16 protein-coding genes are annotated in these 17,053 nt (G+C 65.2%); 9 read left to right on the forward strand and 7 right to left on the reverse strand.

The features are described from left to right. Positions 1-7: 7 nt before the first annotated feature. Positions 8-1,198, forward strand: coding sequence for a cytochrome P450 (locus tag GQY20_RS20180; RefSeq protein ID WP_198351075.1), 1,191 nt, complete (start codon positions 8-10; stop codon positions 1,196-1,198). A 42-nt stretch (positions 1,199-1,240) separates the two neighbouring features. Here the strand turns inward: GQY20_RS20180 and GQY20_RS20185 are convergent, their stop codons facing one another. Beyond that, the gene (locus GQY20_RS20185) at positions 1,241-1,636 is read right to left on the reverse strand and encodes a nuclear transport factor 2 family protein (RefSeq protein ID WP_157218938.1); all 396 of its coding nucleotides are present in this window, start codon (positions 1,634-1,636) and stop codon (positions 1,241-1,243) included. Between the two features lie 20 nt (positions 1,637-1,656). Then, positions 1,657-1,854: a ferredoxin gene (locus tag GQY20_RS20190; protein WP_232476168.1), complete on the reverse strand. Its 198-nt coding sequence runs from the start codon at positions 1,852-1,854 to the stop codon at positions 1,657-1,659. A gap of 144 nt (positions 1,855-1,998) precedes the next feature. Here GQY20_RS20190 and GQY20_RS20195 point away from each other — a divergent pair, with 144 nt between their 5' ends. From GQY20_RS20195 to GQY20_RS20215, 5 genes are all read left to right on the forward strand, one after another. Next, positions 1,999-2,751: an SDR family oxidoreductase gene (locus GQY20_RS20195; protein ID WP_157218939.1), complete on the forward strand. Its 753-nt coding sequence runs from the start codon at positions 1,999-2,001 to the stop codon at positions 2,749-2,751. A gap of 34 nt (positions 2,752-2,785) precedes the next feature. Continuing rightward, positions 2,786-4,276: an aldehyde dehydrogenase family protein gene (locus GQY20_RS20200; RefSeq protein WP_232476169.1), complete on the forward strand. Its 1,491-nt coding sequence runs from the start codon at positions 2,786-2,788 to the stop codon at positions 4,274-4,276. Between the two features lie 111 nt (positions 4,277-4,387). After that, a complete protein-coding gene (locus GQY20_RS20205; protein ID WP_157218940.1) occupies positions 4,388-4,846 on the forward strand; it encodes a nuclear transport factor 2 family protein in 459 nt (152 codons plus the stop codon). Beyond that, positions 4,846-5,652, forward strand: coding sequence for an SDR family NAD(P)-dependent oxidoreductase (locus GQY20_RS20210; RefSeq protein ID WP_157218941.1), 807 nt, complete (start codon positions 4,846-4,848; stop codon positions 5,650-5,652). Before GQY20_RS20205 ends, GQY20_RS20210 begins: the two co-directional genes overlap by 1 nt. A gap of 156 nt (positions 5,653-5,808) precedes the next feature. After that, entirely contained in the window at positions 5,809-7,020 is a 1,212-nt protein-coding gene (locus GQY20_RS20215; protein ID WP_157218942.1) for a cytochrome P450, read from the forward strand. On the opposite strand, the gene GQY20_RS20220 is transcribed toward GQY20_RS20215, so the two are convergent. The 5 genes from GQY20_RS20220 to GQY20_RS20240 form a co-directional block, all read right to left on the reverse strand. After that, entirely contained in the window at positions 6,986-8,557 is a 1,572-nt protein-coding gene (locus tag GQY20_RS20220; RefSeq protein WP_157218943.1) for an AMP-binding protein, read from the reverse strand. The genes GQY20_RS20215 and GQY20_RS20220 overlap by 35 nt on opposite strands. Continuing rightward, the gene (locus GQY20_RS20225; RefSeq protein WP_232476170.1) at positions 8,554-10,641 is read right to left on the reverse strand and encodes a PQQ-dependent dehydrogenase, methanol/ethanol family; all 2,088 of its coding nucleotides are present in this window, start codon (positions 10,639-10,641) and stop codon (positions 8,554-8,556) included. The genes GQY20_RS20220 and GQY20_RS20225 overlap by 4 nt, the downstream gene beginning before the upstream one ends. Positions 10,642-10,664: 23 nt before the next feature. Beyond that, positions 10,665-11,963 carry an MFS transporter gene (locus tag GQY20_RS20230; RefSeq protein ID WP_157219022.1) on the reverse strand — a complete coding sequence of 433 codons (1,299 nt, stop codon included), beginning with the start codon at positions 11,961-11,963 and terminating at the stop codon, positions 10,665-10,667. A gap of 35 nt (positions 11,964-11,998) precedes the next feature. Then, a complete protein-coding gene (locus tag GQY20_RS20235; RefSeq protein ID WP_157218945.1) occupies positions 11,999-12,730 on the reverse strand; it encodes an SDR family NAD(P)-dependent oxidoreductase in 732 nt (243 codons plus the stop codon). 219 nt (positions 12,731-12,949) lie between these two features. Next, positions 12,950-14,425, reverse strand: coding sequence for an FAD-dependent oxidoreductase (locus GQY20_RS20240; protein ID WP_157218946.1), 1,476 nt, complete (start codon positions 14,423-14,425; stop codon positions 12,950-12,952). A 162-nt stretch (positions 14,426-14,587) separates the two neighbouring features. Here GQY20_RS20240 and GQY20_RS20245 point away from each other — a divergent pair, with 162 nt between their 5' ends. From GQY20_RS20245 to GQY20_RS20255, 3 genes are all read left to right on the forward strand, one after another. After that, the gene (locus tag GQY20_RS20245) at positions 14,588-15,280 is read left to right on the forward strand and encodes a GntR family transcriptional regulator (protein WP_157218947.1); all 693 of its coding nucleotides are present in this window, start codon (positions 14,588-14,590) and stop codon (positions 15,278-15,280) included. Between the two features lie 91 nt (positions 15,281-15,371). Beyond that, positions 15,372-16,226, forward strand: coding sequence for a MaoC/PaaZ C-terminal domain-containing protein (locus GQY20_RS20250; protein ID WP_157218948.1), 855 nt, complete (start codon positions 15,372-15,374; stop codon positions 16,224-16,226). A gap of 71 nt (positions 16,227-16,297) precedes the next feature. Next, on the forward strand, positions 16,298-17,044 hold the full coding sequence (locus GQY20_RS20255; protein WP_157218949.1) for a hypothetical protein: 747 nt from the start codon (positions 16,298-16,300) through the stop codon (positions 17,042-17,044). Positions 17,045-17,053: the final 9 nt, after the last annotated feature.

Raw genomic sequence — 17,053 nt, forward strand, 5'->3', positions numbered from 1 at the left:
GACGATGATGGCGACTGCATGGCCCCTTCCGGACGTTCCGACCGACCAGATACTGGATTTCGACTTCTTCCAGGTCGAGCCCGTCGATGGCGATCTCCACGCGGGGTACCATCGCTATCATGATGGGCCGCCGCTCTTCTACACGCCGCACAATGGCGGGCATTGGGTGGCGACGCGCGCGGAGCTGATCTACGAGATCTTCCGCGACTATGACCGTTTTTCCAACCGCGGCATCGCGCTGTTCCGCGATCCCGGCGACGAGCCGCATTTCATCCCCGGGGAGCTCGACCCGCCGATCCATGGCGGTTTCCGCACGCACCTGAACCCCGAACTGTCGCCGCGCCGCGTGCGCGCCTTCCAGGATCGTGCGCGCGAGCTGACCCGCGAGCTGATCGAGGATGTCGCCGCCAAGGGGAGCTGTGAGTTCCAGGTCGCGATCGGCACGCGGATGCCGATCTACAATTATCTGGCGTTCATCGGCCTGCCGCTGGAGGATGCCGACCTGCTGCTCGAGCATGTCGAGATCATCGGGCGCAGCGCCGATTTCCAGGCGTTCCAGGCGGCGCTCGGCTTCGTCCAGGACTATCTGGCCGATCAGATTGCGCAGCGCCGCCGGACACCGGTGGACGATTTCCTCGGCCGGCTCGCCTTCGCCCGGATCGGCGATCGCGAGATCACCTCGCACGAGGCCAAGGTGACGGCGCTGAACGTCGTGCTGGGCGGGCTCGACACGGTCACCGCGTCGATGGGCTTCTTCATGAACTTCCTCGCCCGCAATCCGGGACATCGCCGGCAGCTGCTCGACGATCGCGACCTGATTCCCGAGGCGATGGAAGAGTTGCTGCGCCGGCACGGCATCTTCAACACCGCCCGGCTGGTCCGCGAGGATGTCGATTTCCACGGCACGCTGCTGCGCAAGAACGATCTCGTCATGGTGCCGACGACGCTCTACAATCTCGATCCGGCCCGTTTCGAACGTCCGCTCGACGTCGATTTCCGCCGGCCGGACAAGAATCATATGACCTTCGCGGTTGGCATCCACCGCTGCCTGGGCTCGAACTTCGCGCGCATCCAGTTGCAGGTGCTGCTGGAGGAGTGGCTGAAACGTATTCCGGACTTTGCGATCGCGCCGGGTGCGGAGACGGTGATGAAGTCGGGGCGGACCAATTCGGTGATGGAATTGCCGCTGGTTTGGTGATTGTTCGTCATCCCAGCGAAAGCTGGGATGACGCAGAAACAATTACACATCCAATATCGCGATGAAGTGCGCCGAATCCAGATATTCGCGCCCTTCCACGATCACGCCGTCCCGTACCACGAACAGGAAATGGTAGCGGTTGTTGTAGACCATCCCGGCCTTGTTGACCGAGCGGGATTCCACCTCGATCGCCACGCGCTCGCCTTCGGCGGTGACGCCGACGACCGTGAGTTGGAGCGGCTGGGCGAGGACGGTGCCGATGCCGTTGCCATAGACCTGGCCCAGCCCCTCGCGATCCATCCGGCCACCATAAGGCGGCGGCGCGATCACCTCATAGGCGACATCGGGCGCGAGGCGGCCGAACGCCGCGTCGAACCGCCCCGCGCCGACATCCTCGAAGAAACCCACGGCGATTTCGCGGGGGGATGCTGTGGTCATCTGATTCTCTCCCTGACGGATCATATTTCGATCAGCGCGATCGCCCGTTCGGGGCAGGCGCGCGCGCCGCGCTGGGCGAGGGCCTCCATTCCCTCGGGCACATCGTCGCCGTCGGCGACGCAATAGCCATTATCGTCCAGCCGGTAGACGTCCGGCGCGATGGCCGCGCAGCGGGCGTGGCCGGAGCACAGGGTGGTATCGACCTTGATCCTCAACATGGCCTGCTCCTCTCTCAAACCAATCTTGCGACCTTCATTTGCATGCAACCATGGCCTTGAAAAGCCATATTCGCACGCGAATTCCGATGGACGGACCAGATTGCATGTAATAAGGAGCGTTGAAATCACATTCAGGAGGATGCGTTGGGCTTTTCAGGCAAGGTTGCGATCGTGACCGGTGCGGGCGGCGGAATCGGCGAAGGCTATGCCAAGGCGCTGGCCGAATGGGGCTGCGCGGTGGCCGTGGCCGACATCAACGAGGCCGGCGCGCAGCGCGTCGCCGAGGCGATCGTCGCGGCGGGCGGCAAGGCGATCGCGGTCAAGGTCGACGTCTCCTCCGAGGACTCGACCAAGGCGATGGCGACGACGGTGGCCGGCGAACTGGGCGGCATCGATTACCTCATCAACAACGCCGCAATCTATGGCGGCATGCAGCTCCATACGATGATGGACGTGCCGTACGATTATTGGAAGAAGTTCATGTCGGTGAACATGGACGGCTGCTTCCTCGCGACGCGCGCGGTGGCGCCTTATATGGAGCAGCGCGGCGGCGGCGCGATCATCAACCAGTCGTCGAGCGCCGCCTGGCTGTCGCGGGCGGGCTATTACGGCATCGCCAAGCTAGCGCTGAACGGCATCACCCAGAATATGGCGATGGAGCTCGGCCCGAAGAATATCCGCATCAACGGCATCGCCCCCGGACCCACCGATACCGAAGCGACGCGCACGTCGACGGCGGAGGGGCTAGTCGACAGCATCGTCGCGACGCTCGCGCTCGCGCGCATGGGGCAGGTGAAGGACATGGTGGACGCCTGCCGCTTCCTGCTGTCCGATGAGGCGGGCTGGATCACCGGGCAGATCCTCTGCGTCGACGGCGGCTTCATCATGCGCCCGTGAGCCGGGCCTTATCATCTGATCGAGGACAAAGAGCGTGAAGACAGACAGCTTGCTGCGGATGCCGGGCTCCTTCATCGGGAGCGACTGGGTCCAGCCGATCGACGGCGGCACCGAGGACATCCCCAATCCGGCGACGGAGGACGTCTATGGCGTCGCTACCGTCGGCGGCGTGAAGGATTGCGACCTGGCGATCGCCGCGGCGCGCAAGGCCTTTGACAGCGGTCCTTGGCGGCGGATGTCGATGCGCGATCGTGCGCGCAAGATGGAGCAGCTCCACGCCGCGCTGCTCGCCCGCAGCGACGAGATCATCGACATGATCGTCGCCGAGGCCGGCTGTGCGCGTGCCGAGGCGGCGGGGCTGCTGTTCGCGATCCCGATGCAGCAGATGGCCGCGGATATCGACGAAGCCTATCGCTATGAGAGCGTCCGCTCGCTGCCCTTCATCATCAATCCCGGCTGGGCCGGCGACAAGGTGCTCGGCACCGGCGCCAAGCAGCGCGTGCCGGTCGGCGTGGTCGCCGCGATCACGCCGTTCAACGCGGGCTTCTTCCTGAACGTCGTCAAATCCTCGGCGGCGCTGATCATGGGCAACAGCGTCGTCCTGAAGCCCTCGCCCTACACGCCGTTCGAGGCCTGGATCCTGGCCGACACGATCCGCAGGCTGGATTTCCCGCCGGGCGTGTTCAACGTGGTGACCGGCGGGATCGAGGTCGCCCAGATGCTGACCACCGATCCGCGCGTCGACATGGTCAGCTTCACCGGATCGGACAAGGTGGGCGCCGCGATCATGGCGCAGGCCGCGCCGACCCTGAAGCGACTGCTGCTCGAGCTGGGCGGCAAATCCGCGCTGATCGTGCGGCAGGACGCCGATCTGGATGTCGCCGCGCAGGCCGCCTATTGGAACATTACCTGCGAGACCGGCCAGGGCTGCTGCCTGTTCACCCGCCATCTGGTGCACAACAGCGTCAAGCAGGCCTTCATCGACAAGATGATCGCGGTGAACGGCCAAGCGGTCGTCGGCGATCCGGCTGACCCCAGCGTGACCGTCGGCCCGCTGATCCGGGCGCGCGAGCAGCAGCGCGTGACCGGGATGGTGGACGAGGCCGTGCGCGGCGGCGCCGAGATCGTGTTCGGCGGCAAGGCGCCCTCGCATCTCAACCGCGGCTATTTCTACGAGCCGACGCTGATCACCGGGGTCGACAATGCGGCCCGCATTGCGCGCGACGAGATATTCGGTCCGGTCGGCGTGGTGATCGGCTACGAGACCGACGAGGAAGCGCTCGCGATCGCCAATGATTCCCCCTACGGGCTCGGCGGCGGCATCATCTCCACCGACAAGGGGCGCGCGTTCGAGATGGCGCTGGAGCTCGATGCGGGCTTCATCGTGATGAATGACGGGCCGGGTGCCAAGCATCCGGCAGCGCCGTTCGGCGGGCTCAAGCGGTCCGGGATCGGGCGGGAGTCTGGGGTCGAAGGGCTCGATGCCTATACCGAGCTCAAGTCGATCGTGTTCCGCGCGGGCTGAAAGAGGCGCCATCCCAGCGAAAGCTGGGATCGCTCTCAAAATGCGAGCGGCTCGAAGTGGAGAGTGATCCCAGCTTTCGCTGGGATGACGGGCGTTGGAGAGGGAAAAACCATGACCTTCGACCTGCAATATCTGTCGGACTATGTCGCGATCCGGCAGCTCAATGCGCTGTACAATCGCTATGCCGACATCGGCGATGGCGAAGCCTATGCCGGCCTCTACACCGAGGATGCCGAGTTCCACATCGTCGGCAACCGCGTCTATCACGGCCGCGCCGAAATCGCGCCCGCGGCCTCCGCGACGCGGGTTACCGTGCACGTGACCACCGAGCCCGAGATCGAGATTGAGGGCGACGTGGCGCGCCAGCGGGTGCGGATGCTGTCCATTTACCGTGCCGAGGACGGATCGCGGAACGAGTTCGTTGCCAGCGGCTGGTATATCGACGAGCTCAAGCGCACCGCGGAAGGCTGGCGCTACCATCGCCGCCGCGTCGAGCTCGACATTCCGGTGAGCGAGGTCTTCCGGAAGATGACGATCAGCGAGCAGTTCGCCCAGCTGGCGAACGGCTGATGGCGGCCGGCTTCGACCGGCTGTCGCTGGCCGGCAAGGTCGCGATCGTGACCGGTGGCGGCAATGGCATCGGTGCGGAGACCGCGTGCCTAATGGCATCGCGCGGAGCCGCCGTGCTGATCGCCGATATCGACGAGGACGCCGCCTGGCGCACCGAGCGCCAGATCGCGGACGAAGGTGGTAGGGCGACGGCGCTGCGTGTCGATGTGGGCAGCGCGGCCGATCTCCAGGCCATGGTGGATGCGGCGGTCGATATGTTCGGCGGCCTGCATATCCTGTGCAACAACGCCTTCTTCCAGGTGATCGGCTCGGTCGAGCAGCTGAGCGAGGCGGATTGGGACCGGACGCAGACCGTGTCGCTCAAGTCGGTCTTCCTCGGCAGCAAGTTCGCGATCCCGCGCATCCGGGCGTCGGGCGGCGGCGCGATCGTCAACACTGCCTCGATGCATGCCATCACCGGTTTTCGCGGCTTTGCCGCCTATCAGTCCGCCAAGGGTGGCGTCTGCGCGCTGACCCGGCAGATGGCGATGGACTATGGGCATGAGAATATCCGCGTGAACGCCGTGCTGCCCGGACCGACGGTGACCGCGGCCTTCGCGCAGGTGCCCGAAAGCTATGTGCGGATATCGGCGCGACGTACGCCGATCCTGCGTACCGGTCGACCCGACGAGACGGCCGAGGCGATCGCCTTCCTCGCGTCCGATGCGGCATCGCTGATCACCGGCATCGCCATGCCGGTGGATGGCGGCGCGACGATCGTCGGTGAGCCCGACTGGCTCGACGAGAAGCCGGTTATCCTAGCCTGAGATTTTCTCGTCATCCCGACGAAAGTCGGGATCCATTTTGCCGCAGCGTTTCGTCTTCATGGGCAACGCTGCGGCGTCTGGATCCCGACCCTTCGACTTCGCTCAGGACATGCTTTCGTAGGGATGACGGCAAGGGCCCAACCGAGGGAGACCAAGATGGAGCATAGCCTGATCCGGGCCGAAGCCGCGCTGGCGCCGAAGCCTGCGCATGTTCCCGACGATCTTGTTCGCGATTTCGACATGGCGCGCTGCGCCGACACGGGCGATGTCCATCGCTATTGGAAGGAGGAGGTGCAGGACAGGCTGCCCGACATCTTCTGGACGCCCCACCATGGCGGCCACTGGGTCGCCACGCGTGCGGCCGACATCCTCGCCATCCAGCGCGATCCCGGCCTCTTCTCGAATGGCGAGTTCGTGATCCCGCGCGGTATCGTGCCGAAGCTCATCCCGCTGCAGCTCGATCCGCCGCGGCACACCGCCTATCGGCGATTGTTCATGCCGTTCTTCGTGCCGCGCGCGCTCACCGATATCGAGGCCAGGGCGCGGGCGGTGGCGATCGAGCTGATCGAAGGGTTGCGGCCACGCGGCGAGTGCGAGTTCATCGGCGACTTCGCCGGGGTGATGCCGATCGTCGCCTTCCTCACGATGATGCACCTGCCGCACGACGATCTGGCGATGCTGCGCGAGCGGGCGACGCTCGCCTCTAAGCCGCATTTCGAGGGCAGCGCCCAGGCGTGGGAGGACCTCTCCGCCTATATCCGCGATTGCATCGCCGCCCGGCGCGCGCAGCCGGGCACCGATCCGGTCAGCGCGATGCTGCAGGCCGAAGTCGATGGCGAGCGGCTCTCGGACGACGACGTGTTCAGCATGTGCCTGCTGCTGCTCACCGGCGGGCTGGACACGGTGGCGACGATGATCGGCTTCATCGCCCATTATCTGGCCACGCATCCCGAGCTTCAGGCGCAGCTGCGCGAGGATCCCGCCCGTATCCCGGATGCAGTGCAGGAGTTCGTCCGTCGGCTCGGGATCAGCAATCTCGGCCGGCTGGTCACGCGCGATGCCGCGTATCGCGGCATCGCCTTCGCCAGGGACGACATGATCCTGCTGCCGATGCCGCTCGTCGGGCTCGACGACAGGCTTAATGCCGATCCGATGGATTTCATGCTCGATCGGTCCGAGCGGCATTACTCGACCTTCGGCGTGGGGCCGCATGCCTGCCCGGGCAAGGTGCTGGCGCAGCGCGAGATGACGATCTTCCTGCAGGAATGGCTGACCCGCCTCCCGCCATTCCGGCTGAAGGCCGGGGCGCCGCCGGTCTTCACCTCGAGCCTGATCAACTCGGTCGAGGCGCTGCACCTGAGCTGGTGAGAGTGCCGGCGGCCTCGCGGTCCCACGTCTCTGCCGTCACGCCGGTTTCGCGGAGCAGATATTTCTGGACCCGGAGGCTCGGCGTGCGCGGCAATGCGTCGGTGAAACGGATATAGCGTGGCAGCATGAAGCGGGGCAGGCGCGGCTCGAGGAAAGCATCCAGGGCGGCCGCGGTGAGATCGCGACCTGGTGCGAGGACGACCACGGCCATCACATCCTGCTCGCCATAAGGTGACGGAACGCCGATCACCGCGGCCTCGGCGACATTGCGATGAGCCATGATCTCGGCCTCCACCTCCTGCGAGGAGATATTCTCGCCGCGCCGACGCAGCGCATCCTTCCGGCGGTCGACGAAATGGTAGAAGCCGGCATCGGTGCGCCGGAAGCAGTCGCCGGTATGAAACCAGCCGTTGCGCCAAGCCTCGGCGGTCGCCTCGGCATCCCGCCAATAGCCGGGCGAGATGCTTCCCGGAGCCTCGGCGCGCAGCACCAGCTCGCCGACCTCGCCGGGGCCGACCGGCACGTCGGCTTCGTCGACGAGCAGCGCCTCATATCCGGCCCGCAGCTGACCGCAGCTTCCGGGGCTCGCCTCCAGCCGATCGGTGGTGATCGGGATCGACAGCTCGGTCATGCCGTAGCCGGTGAAGAGGCCGACGCCGAACCGCCTGGCGAACGCCGCCGGATCGCGAACGAGCGGGAACATCGATACCCAGCGCAGGGGATTGGCCGCGTCATCGGGGCTTTCCGGCTGGCGCTTCAGAAACTCCGCCGCCGCCCCGACCACGGTGCAGCCCGTGACGCCATGCGCGCGCACATCCTGCCAAAAACGCGTCGTCCGGAAGCCGGGCGAGGCGACGACGGCGCAGCCGGTGATCAGCGCGCCGATCACCGGCAGCAGCCCGCCGACATGGAACATCGGCAGGTTGAGCAGATAGCGATCACCTGGTCCGAAGCGGTCGCCGAAATGGGTGGCTGCGATGGCGTGGAGCTGCGCATACGGCACAATCACGCCCTTGGACGCGCCGGTGGTGCCGGAGGTGAACAGGATGCATTGCGTATCCAGTGGGTCGAGTGCCGGAAGCTCGGGTAAGGCATGACCCTGCGACAGCACGCTATCCAACCGGAGAGCCGAGATCGGCGAATCTTCGTCGGCGATCTCGCCGGCAAGGAGGATGCGGGCATCGGTCGCCACATCGGCCAGCAGTGCGACGCGCTCGCTGTCCACCGCGATCACGCGCGGGCTAGTCAGGGCGATCACGTGGCGCAGGAGGCTGCCCTTATAGGCGAGATTGACCGGCGCCACGATCGCCCCGAGCAGGTTCGCGCCCAGCCACAGCCGCAGGAAATCCGGGCCACCCGCCATCCAGAGCAGGAGGACGTCGCCCTTGCCCAGGCCGAGGGTCGCCAGCCCGGCGGCCGCGGCGCTGGCTTCCTCCAGCGCTCGCCCGAACGACCACTCGTCGCTCTCGAACAGCGCGAACAGCCGCTCGGGCGTCGTCTCCGCGCGATGGCGGAGCAGATTGCCGGTGACGATCATTTCGCCTTGGGCAGATCCTGCCCCAATGTCCGCAGATACTGGCGGATGGCCTCGATCTGGTCGGGCGGCAGATCGTCGAAGCGCGGCATGCCGGCGGGCACCAGTGCGCCGTCCCGGACCACCGAGAAGAAGGCGTCGCGCGATGCGGGCACTGGCGAGATGCGCAGGTCCGGGGCCGTTCCCGCCGCCATGCCCGCGCCGCCATGGCAGGTGCCGCAGGCGATGTGATAGGCGATGTTGCCGCGCTGGGCCAAGGTGTCGTCCCGCCGGAAATCGGGATCGGCCGGCGCCACCCGCGGGACGAGCGGTGGGGCGGGCGGCAAGGTCGCGGTGCCGCCGATCGCGAAGGTCAGCACGCGGCGCGCCATGGTGCGATAATCGACCTCGAACGCCTGCAGCCCCTTGCCATGATAGCCGCCGCCCGCGCCGCCGGTGCCGGTGATCACCGTGACATATTGCTTGCCGCCGACGGCATAGCTGATCGGCGGTGCGACCACGGGGCTGCGCGTATCATAGCTCCAGAGCAGCTTGCCGCTGCCGGCATCATAGGCGTTGAAGCGATTGTCGATCCTGCCCTGGAAGACGAGCCCGCCGGCGGTCGCCATCGTCCCGCCCGGCCAGTCGCCCGGCAGCTTCACGCTCCACCGTGCCGTCTGGGTGACGGGATCCCAGGCACGCAGGAACGAGCCCTGGTCCTTGAAGTCGGGCAGATAGCTGCCGGTCACGCCCATGCCGGCATTGACGTTGGCCGGATGGACGGGAAGCTGCTCCTTGCTGAGATCCAGCCCCTTGTCGCCGATGATCATGCCGCGCTGGATCGTCGGGATGTAAACGAGGCCAGTCTTGGGGCTGTAGGATTGCGGCAGCCAGCTATGGCCGCCGACGATGTTCGGCCACATCTCGAACAGATCCCGCCCATGATAGCGCGCGCCGGGATTCTCGATCGGGCGCCCGGTCTTCATGTCGATGCCGGTCGCCCAGGTGACCTTCACGAACGGCTTGGCGGAGAGCAATTTGCCGGTGGTGCGGTCGAGCACGTAGAAGAAGCCGTTGGTCGGCGCCTGCATCAGCACCTTGCGCGGCTTGCCGTCGATCGGAATGGTGGCCAGCGTGATGTCCTGGGTGGTCTTGTAATCCCACTGCTCGCCGGGATTGATCTGATAGTGCCAGATATATTTCCCCGTCGCCGCGTCGACCGCGACGATCGAGGCGAGGAACAGATTGTCGCCGCCGCCGGGGCTGCGCAGCGCATGGTTGTACGGATAGCCATTGCCCGTGCCGATGTAGAAGCGCTTGAGCTCGGGATCGTAGGTGAACGCGTTCCAGGCGGTGCCGCCGCCGCCCTTCTTCCACCATTCGCCATGCCAGGTCTTCGCGGCGAGTTTCGTCGTCTCGTCATGGTCGACTGCGGGATTGCCGGGCACGGTGTAGAAACGCCAGAGCAGCTTGCCGGTCGCTGCGTCGTAGCAGCTCACATAGCCGCGCACGCCGCCGCCGTCTGCACCGCCGAAGCCGATTATCACCTTGCCGTCGAACACGCGCGGCGCGCCCGAGATATAGGCATTGTCGTCCTTGGCGACGGTCTGCGCCGTCCAGATCGGCTGGCCGGTCTTGCCGTCGAGCGCGATCAGGCGGCCGTCCTGCGTGGCGATGAAGACCTTGCCGCCCGACCAGGCTAGGCCGCGACTGCCATAGCCCTGGCGTAGCTTGTGGCCGGACATTTCGGACGCCTTGGAATCATACTCCCAGAGCAGCTTGCCGGTCGCCGCCTCGAAGGCGCGGATATAGCTGTGGCCGGTGGAGGTGTAGACGATGCCGTCCGCCTCGATCGGCTGCGTCAGGCTGGCGCTTGCCGGCAGGTCATAGGACCAGGCGAGGCCGAGCTTCGGGACCGAGCCGGTATCGATCTGATCGAGCGGGCTGTAATGCTGCTCGCCGGCGCTGCGCCCATAGGATGGCCAGTTATTGGGATCGAGGCCGATGCCGCCGTCGGCGGCCGGATCGATGGCGGGCGCCCGGTTGCATCCGGCGAGCGCCGTCACCGCCAATATGGCCAGGACGCCCCTTGTCCCTATGCGATTCATCGTCATCCTCATCGATTATGGGTTCAGATCTCTTCGGCCATCGGGCCGGTGTCGCGCGTCTCAGGAAGGCACCAGGCGACCGCGAGGCCGGCCAGCATCATCAGGGCCAGGAACAGGAAGAAGCCGCTTTCGTGGCCGATGCGCTTGAACCAGAGCGCGGCGAACTCGCCGAGCCCCCCGAACAGCGCGTTCGCGATCGCATAAGGCAGCCCGACGCCGAGCGCGCGGATCGGGGCGGGATAAAGCTCCGCCTTCACGATCGCGCCGATCGCGGAATAGCCCGAGAAGCTGAGCAGCAGCACAGACAGCAGCAGGGAGGCCGCCACCGGATCGGTCGCGACCGCGAGCGCCCGCATGATAGGAACGGTCAGTGCCGCGCACAGGCCGAAGCTCAGCATCATCGTTCTGCGCCGGCCGATGACGTCCGACAGCAGGCCGAACAGCGGCTGGGCGAGCAGGAACAAGAGGAGCGCCGATGCGGTGATCGCGGTCCCCTCCATCGCGGAGAAGCCGGCGGTGTTGACGAGGAACTTCTGGCTGTAGCCGATGAAGACATAGAAGCCGGTCGAGCCGGCCGCGGTCAGCCCGAAGACCAGCCAGGTCGCCCTGCGATGGCGCGAGAGCAGGTGGCGAGCGGCGCTTGGCTGGGCTGCGGTGGTTCGTGCCTGCCGGAACGCTTCGGTCTCGCTCAGGCTGATCCGCAGGCGCAGGACGACGACGGCGAGCGCCGCACCGATCAGGAAGGCGAGGCGCCAGCCCCATGCCCGCATCGCTGCGTCACTGAGCAGCGCTTGCAGCGCGAGCAGCAGGCAGAGCGCGGCGAGCTGGCCGAGCACCAGCGTGACGCATTGAAAGCTGGACCAGAAGCCGCGCCGGTCGCGGCCCGACATTTCCGAGATATAGGTCGCGCTGGCGCCATATTCGCCGCCCACGCTCAGCCCCTGCAGCAGCCGCGCGACGAGCAGCAGGGCAGGGGCGGCGAGGCCGATCTCGGCATAGCCCGGCGCCAGCGCGATGATGCACGACCCCGCGCACATGAGGCCGACCGATAGGGTGAGCGCGGCGCGGCGCCCCCGCCGGTCGGCGTAGAGGCCGAACAGCAGCGCGCCGAGCGGCCGCATGACGAAGCCGAGGGCCAGGATCGCGGCGGACTGGAGCAGCTGCACCGTGCGATCGCCCGCCGGGAAGAAGATCGGCGAGAAATAGAGCGCGAACGAGACGAAGACGAACCAGTCGAACCACTCGATGAAATTGCCCGTCGCGCCGCCGACGATCGAGCGAAGGCGGCTGCGCGGCGGATCATGCTCCCGGCCGGCATCCATGCCCGCTGCATCGGCCGTGCGGGGAGCGGCGGCGGTCATGCGTTCAGGCCGCCGTCCACCACCAGCTCGGCGCCGGTCATGTAGCTGGACGCGTCCGACACGAGGAACAGGGCGACGCGGGCAATCTCCTCGGCAATGCCGAAGCGCTTCATCGGCACAGCGTTGCGCGCGGCATCGATCAGCGCCGCGCCCTCGGCCTGGTTGAGCATCGGCGTATCGATGCCGCCCGGCAGGATGGTGTTGATGCGGATCCCGTCGGCGACGAGGTCGTGCGCGGCATAGCGGGTCAGCCCGCGCATCGCCCATTTGCTGACGCCATAGCCGACATAGGTGGGATAGCCGCGCAGCGCCGCGGTGGAGGCGACGTTGACGACCGCGCCACCCTGACGCCGCATCGCCGGCAGTACGGCCTGGATGCCGTACAGCGCGCCATGGACGTGGATGTCCATATAACGCTGCATTCGTTCGGGAGTGATCTGGTCGATCGGCTCATAGCCGGTGATGCCGGCATTGTTGATCAATATGTCGATCCGGCCGAAGCGGCTCTCCGCAGTTTCGACGACCTTCGCCCAGCCGGCGCGATCGGCGACGTCATGCGTCAGAAAGGCAGCCCGCTCGCCGAGCTCTTCCGCCAGCGCGGCGCCATCGGGATTGAGGTCGGTCAGGACGACCGACGCGCCTTCCGCGAGGAACAGCCGCGCCTCCGCCGCGCCCTGGCCGCGTGAGCCGCCGGTGATGATCGCAACCTTGCCGTCGAGGCTCGGCATGTCCGTATCCTCTCTTGTTGGATTCACGGATCGTCAGAGAGGCGCCTTTTCCTCGATCATCTTCGTCATCCTGGGCTCGACCCAGGATCCATTCGCCGCAGCGTTGCCCGCGATATGCACCGCTGCGGCAAATTGGATGCTGAGGTTCGTCAGGATGACGGAAGAAAAGGGCTCAACTGAAGATCGGCGAATATTGTCATTCCTTTACGGGGCCTTCGGTTACGCCGCGATCGAGGGCGAGGCCCCTTTCGCAACCCCCAGCGATTCGCAGATCTTGCGACCGGCCTGCCGCCCGAACACCAATCCGCGCAGCACCGAAGTCGCGCCGACATAGAGGTTGTAATAGAGGCCGACCGTCTCGCCCGAGGCGTAGAGGCCGGGGATCGGCGATCCGTCGCGGTTCACCACTTCGGCGTCCTTGGTGATCTTCACGCCGCCGCAGGTGAAGGTGTTCGCGCACATGATCGGATAGGCGTAGAGATCGTTTTCGTCGATCGGCCGCGCCCAGTTCGATTTCGGCAGTGGCAGACCTTCGGTGGAGAGGCCGTCAACTTTGGTGGTGTCATAGCTGCCCTCCACCGTCGCTGCATTGTAGGAGCGGATCGTCTCGACAAGCACCTTCTCGGGTACGCCGATCTTGGCCGCCATCTCGGTGATCGAGGATGCGCGGATCGGTTCCTGGTCGGTCTTGATGCGGGTGCGGATGTTGGGGATGTCGAACAGCCGGGAATCGAACAGCAGGTGCGCGATCCCAAGCTTCTGGCGCATGATCGTCCAGCTCACCTCGTCATAGATCAGCTCGTAGCGGTTCGAGCCTTCGTCCATGAAGCGCTTGCCGTGGACGTTGACGAGGATGCCGTAGTTGACGACCGCGATCAGCGCCTCGTGACGGGGCGAGCGCGGGTCGACCGGCTCGCCGTGGAACATGTCATATTGTCCGGCCGCGGCTGCGCCGGCCGCCAGCATCATCTCGATGCCCTCGCCCTTATTGTAGACGCCGCCGGGCGAGACCGGGCGGGTAAGGTGCGCATTGTGCCCGACATAGCGGGTCATCATCTCGATATTGCCCTGATAGCCGCCCGAGGCGACCACGACGTTCGGCGCCTCGATCGCGAAATTGCCCTTTTCCTTGGACCAGCAGCGCAGGCCGCGGATGTTGCCGGCATCGTCGAGCAGCAGCGAGCGGCCGGTCGTCTCGTAGAACATGTCGATGCCGAGCTTCTCGGCCGACGTCGCCAGCGCCTCAACGATTGCCAGGCCGCCGCCGCTTGGTCCCATCCGCTCCGGGCCTTTCTGCAGCAGCATCGGGCTGTGGAAGGTGAATTTGATGCCGTGGGTCTTCAGCCAGGCCATGGTACCCGCTGCATTCTCGGCGAGCGAGCCGACAATCTCGGGATCGTTGAACGGATAGGCGCGCACATTCTGCGGCCAATTCTCATAGTCGTTCGAGACTTCCTTGAGGAATTCGGGGCCGATCGCGCCATGGCCGCGCTCGAGGAACAACTCGACCAGATCGTCGGCCACCTCTTCCTCGGTTTTCATCCGCATCCAAGCTTCGGTGTAGCGCGAGTTGCCGCCGCGCTCGTTCCTGGGCGCGCGCTCCAAGAGCGCGACCTTGGCGCCGCCCTCGGCCGCGGTGACCGCCGCCGACAGCCCAGCCACGCCGCAACCGATGACCACCACGTCCCAAGCCATGTCCTTACTCCCGATCCTTGAAGGCCGATCCGCCTCGCCCTGCACTCTTTGGATGCAATTGGCCCAGCGCGTTGCTAATCTCGATAGCCAAATTGCAGGTTGCATGCAAACTGTCGATTGCGATTTAATGCGCGCGATGGACGATCGGATCGGGACGGCTGAATGAAGACGGTTACGGAGCAGGTTATATCGGAGATCCGCGAGCGGATCCTGGACGGTAAATACGGGCCGGGCGCCCATTTGCACGAAGCAACGCTGGCGGCGGACCTGGGAGTCTCGCGGACGCCGATCCGCGATGCACTGCGCGTGCTCGGCAACGAGGATCTACTCGTCTACTACCCCAATCGCGGCTATATCGTGCGCAGCGTCGAGCTCCATGACGTGCTCGATGCCTATGATGTGCGCGGCACGCTAGAGGGGCTTGCCTGCCGGGTGATCGCAGAGCGTGGCCTGACCGAGGCGCAGCGCGAGGGCTTCGCCGAACTGATCGAAAGAGGCGACACGATCTTTGCGTCTCCGAGCTGGGGGCAGGAGGAGCAAAGCGCGTGGCGGGCACTGAACAGCGAGTTCCACTATGCGCTGCTGACCGCTTCGAACAACCGGCATCTCGAGCCGATCATGCGGCAGATCCGCTTTTTCCCGCGGATCTTCGACAGCCGGCTCGATCCGCAGTCGGAGTTCTTCCAGAACGTCCACACGCGCGAGCAGCGGGTGCGTTCGCATCATGACCACATGCACATCGTCGAGGCGCTGATCCGCGGCGAGGGTGCCCGCGTCGAGGCGCTGATGCGTGAGCATGTCTATGCCAATCGCGAGCTGCTGCGACGCGCGATGGAGGGCAGCGGCACCTTCTGATTGCATTGCATGGTGCAACCGGTTGTTCGCTACCCTCTTGATTTGCATGCAATCTGCGCATAGGCGATGGCTTTCCCGATGAGGGCTGGCCATGGTTCCTTACGCCGATCTGCTCGCCATCCGCTGTCCCGAGCGACTGTTCTCCTGGTCCGAGCGCGAGGCGATGCTCTATGCGCTCGGCATCGGCATGGCCGCCGATCCGCTTGATCCACATGAACTGCCCTTCGTCTATGAGAAGAATCTCAAGGTCATGCCCAGCTTCGCCACCGTAGCGGCCTGGGGCTCCAATCCGCCACTCGCGGCTGCGAAGGTCGATTATACGAGGGTGGTCCATGCCGAGCAGGGTATGACCTTGCACCGCGCTTTCCCGTCTTCGGCGACGATCCGCGCGGTCGGCGGAATGACCGCTGCGATCGACAAAGGCGACGGCGGCGCCTTGATCTACGGCGAGACCGAACTGCGCGACGCGGATACCGGCGAGGCCTATGCGACGCTTGCGGTGACCTGGCTGGCGCGCGCCGACGGCCATTTCGGCGGCCCACGCGACGGCGTGTCCGCGCCGCACATGATCCCGGATCGGCCAGCCGAGCTCTCGTTCGACATCGCGACGCGGCCGGACCAGGCCTTGCTTTATCGGCTTTCGGGCGATCGCAATCCGCTGCATGCCGATATCGATCTTGCGCGTCGGTCGGGGTTCGAGCGGCCGATCCTGCATGGGTTATGCACTTATGGTCTCTGCTGCCGCGCGGTGATCGCCGGCTGGGCGGATTATGATCCGCTGCGGCTGGTGAGCCAGACGGCGCGTTTCTCGGCGCCGGTGCTGCCGGGCGATACCATCACCGTCGACATGTGGCGGGACGAGGATGTGGTGTCGTTCGAGGCGCGGGTGAGAGCGAGGGGCGTGACGGTGATTCGTAACGGCAAGGCGGTGTTGCAAGCTAAGTAGTAGAAGATCAAATTTGGAAAATCGGAATTCCGTTCAATGATCCCTGCTACCTGCTCTTGGATATCTGTATCATGAGAGTGAGCTTTGATAGCAATGCTTGGGAGACCATTTTCGACGAACCGGACACACGTTGGGAACCGATACTGGGTTCGATAGTGGATGGGCGCATCGAAGGTTTTGTATGCGAGATCGGCTTTCGGATTGAGGCGATCATGAAGTCCAATCGGACAGGCTATTTCTCCCGACCGTATATGGAAGTGCGAGGCGGGTTAGGGATCAATGCTGACGGCACCATGGCTATCAGGATGTCAATCGGCCCAAACGACGCAAAGCATCCAGGCTTACCGGTCAAACAGGCTGCCAAATTTAAGAAGGCTATGGATGCTGGCTTCAAACTAATGCGTGGCCATTCTTGGCTCGGTCTGCCGGGGCCGCCAGAGACACAGAAAATCGAACTGTTCGTACCCGAAACCGCAGAGGTAGGCTTTGAGCGCGAGCAGCGCCAGCACGATGTGACCGCCTTGATCGATGCGCGCGGAGTTGGCCGGGCGGCATTCGATGCGGTTGACGGATGGTTCGAACGCTCACGCGAAAACGCAGATGAGAAAGCTCTGAGCAAGGCTTGCGCCGAATGGGCGGATGGAGAGTTAGTCGCTGCACACATTGCTTATGGGCACGAAATACTTTGCACTGATGATCGGGCTAAAGGCACCGGTCGATCTGTGTTCGACGCCGAACATCGTACTTGGCTTTCCGAGACATTCGGCGTCCGCTTCGCGACTTTGAAGGAGTTAGCCACTCTTAAATTGCACCCTTAGATTAATAGG

Source organism: Flavisphingomonas formosensis, assembly GCF_009755815.1.
In the GTDB taxonomy this organism is placed as follows: Bacteria; Pseudomonadota; Alphaproteobacteria; order Sphingomonadales; family Sphingomonadaceae; genus Flavisphingomonas; species Flavisphingomonas formosensis.

What these genes read in the sequence shown, in the direction of transcription:
- GQY20_RS20245 (WP_157218947.1), top strand. Translation starts at nt 14,588, where the DNA reads ATGAAGACGGTTACGGAGCAGGTTATATCGGAGATCCGCGAGCGGATC.
- GQY20_RS20185 (WP_157218938.1), bottom strand. Translation starts at nt 1,636, where the DNA reads ATGACCACAGCATCCCCCCGCGAAATCGCCGTGGGTTTCTTCGAGGAT.
- GQY20_RS20250 (WP_157218948.1), top strand. Translation starts at nt 15,372, where the DNA reads ATGGTTCCTTACGCCGATCTGCTCGCCATCCGCTGTCCCGAGCGACTG.
- GQY20_RS20230 (WP_157219022.1), bottom strand. Translation starts at nt 11,963, where the DNA reads ATGGATGCCGGCCGGGAGCATGATCCGCCGCGCAGCCGCCTTCGCTCG.
- GQY20_RS20240 (WP_157218946.1), bottom strand. Translation starts at nt 14,425, where the DNA reads ATGGCTTGGGACGTGGTGGTCATCGGTTGCGGCGTGGCTGGGCTGTCG.
- GQY20_RS20255 (WP_157218949.1), top strand. Translation starts at nt 16,298, where the DNA reads ATGAGAGTGAGCTTTGATAGCAATGCTTGGGAGACCATTTTCGACGAA.
- GQY20_RS20205 (WP_157218940.1), top strand. Translation starts at nt 4,388, where the DNA reads ATGACCTTCGACCTGCAATATCTGTCGGACTATGTCGCGATCCGGCAG.
- GQY20_RS20215 (WP_157218942.1), top strand. Translation starts at nt 5,809, where the DNA reads ATGGAGCATAGCCTGATCCGGGCCGAAGCCGCGCTGGCGCCGAAGCCT.
- GQY20_RS20210 (WP_157218941.1), top strand. Translation starts at nt 4,846, where the DNA reads ATGGCGGCCGGCTTCGACCGGCTGTCGCTGGCCGGCAAGGTCGCGATC.
- GQY20_RS20220 (WP_157218943.1), bottom strand. Translation starts at nt 8,557, where the DNA reads ATGATCGTCACCGGCAATCTGCTCCGCCATCGCGCGGAGACGACGCCC.
- GQY20_RS20190 (WP_232476168.1), bottom strand. Translation starts at nt 1,854, where the DNA reads ATGTTGAGGATCAAGGTCGATACCACCCTGTGCTCCGGCCACGCCCGC.
- GQY20_RS20180 (WP_198351075.1), top strand. Translation starts at nt 8, where the DNA reads ATGGCGACTGCATGGCCCCTTCCGGACGTTCCGACCGACCAGATACTG.
- GQY20_RS20225 (WP_232476170.1), bottom strand. Translation starts at nt 10,641, where the DNA reads ATGAATCGCATAGGGACAAGGGGCGTCCTGGCCATATTGGCGGTGACG.
- GQY20_RS20235 (WP_157218945.1), bottom strand. Translation starts at nt 12,730, where the DNA reads ATGCCGAGCCTCGACGGCAAGGTTGCGATCATCACCGGCGGCTCACGC.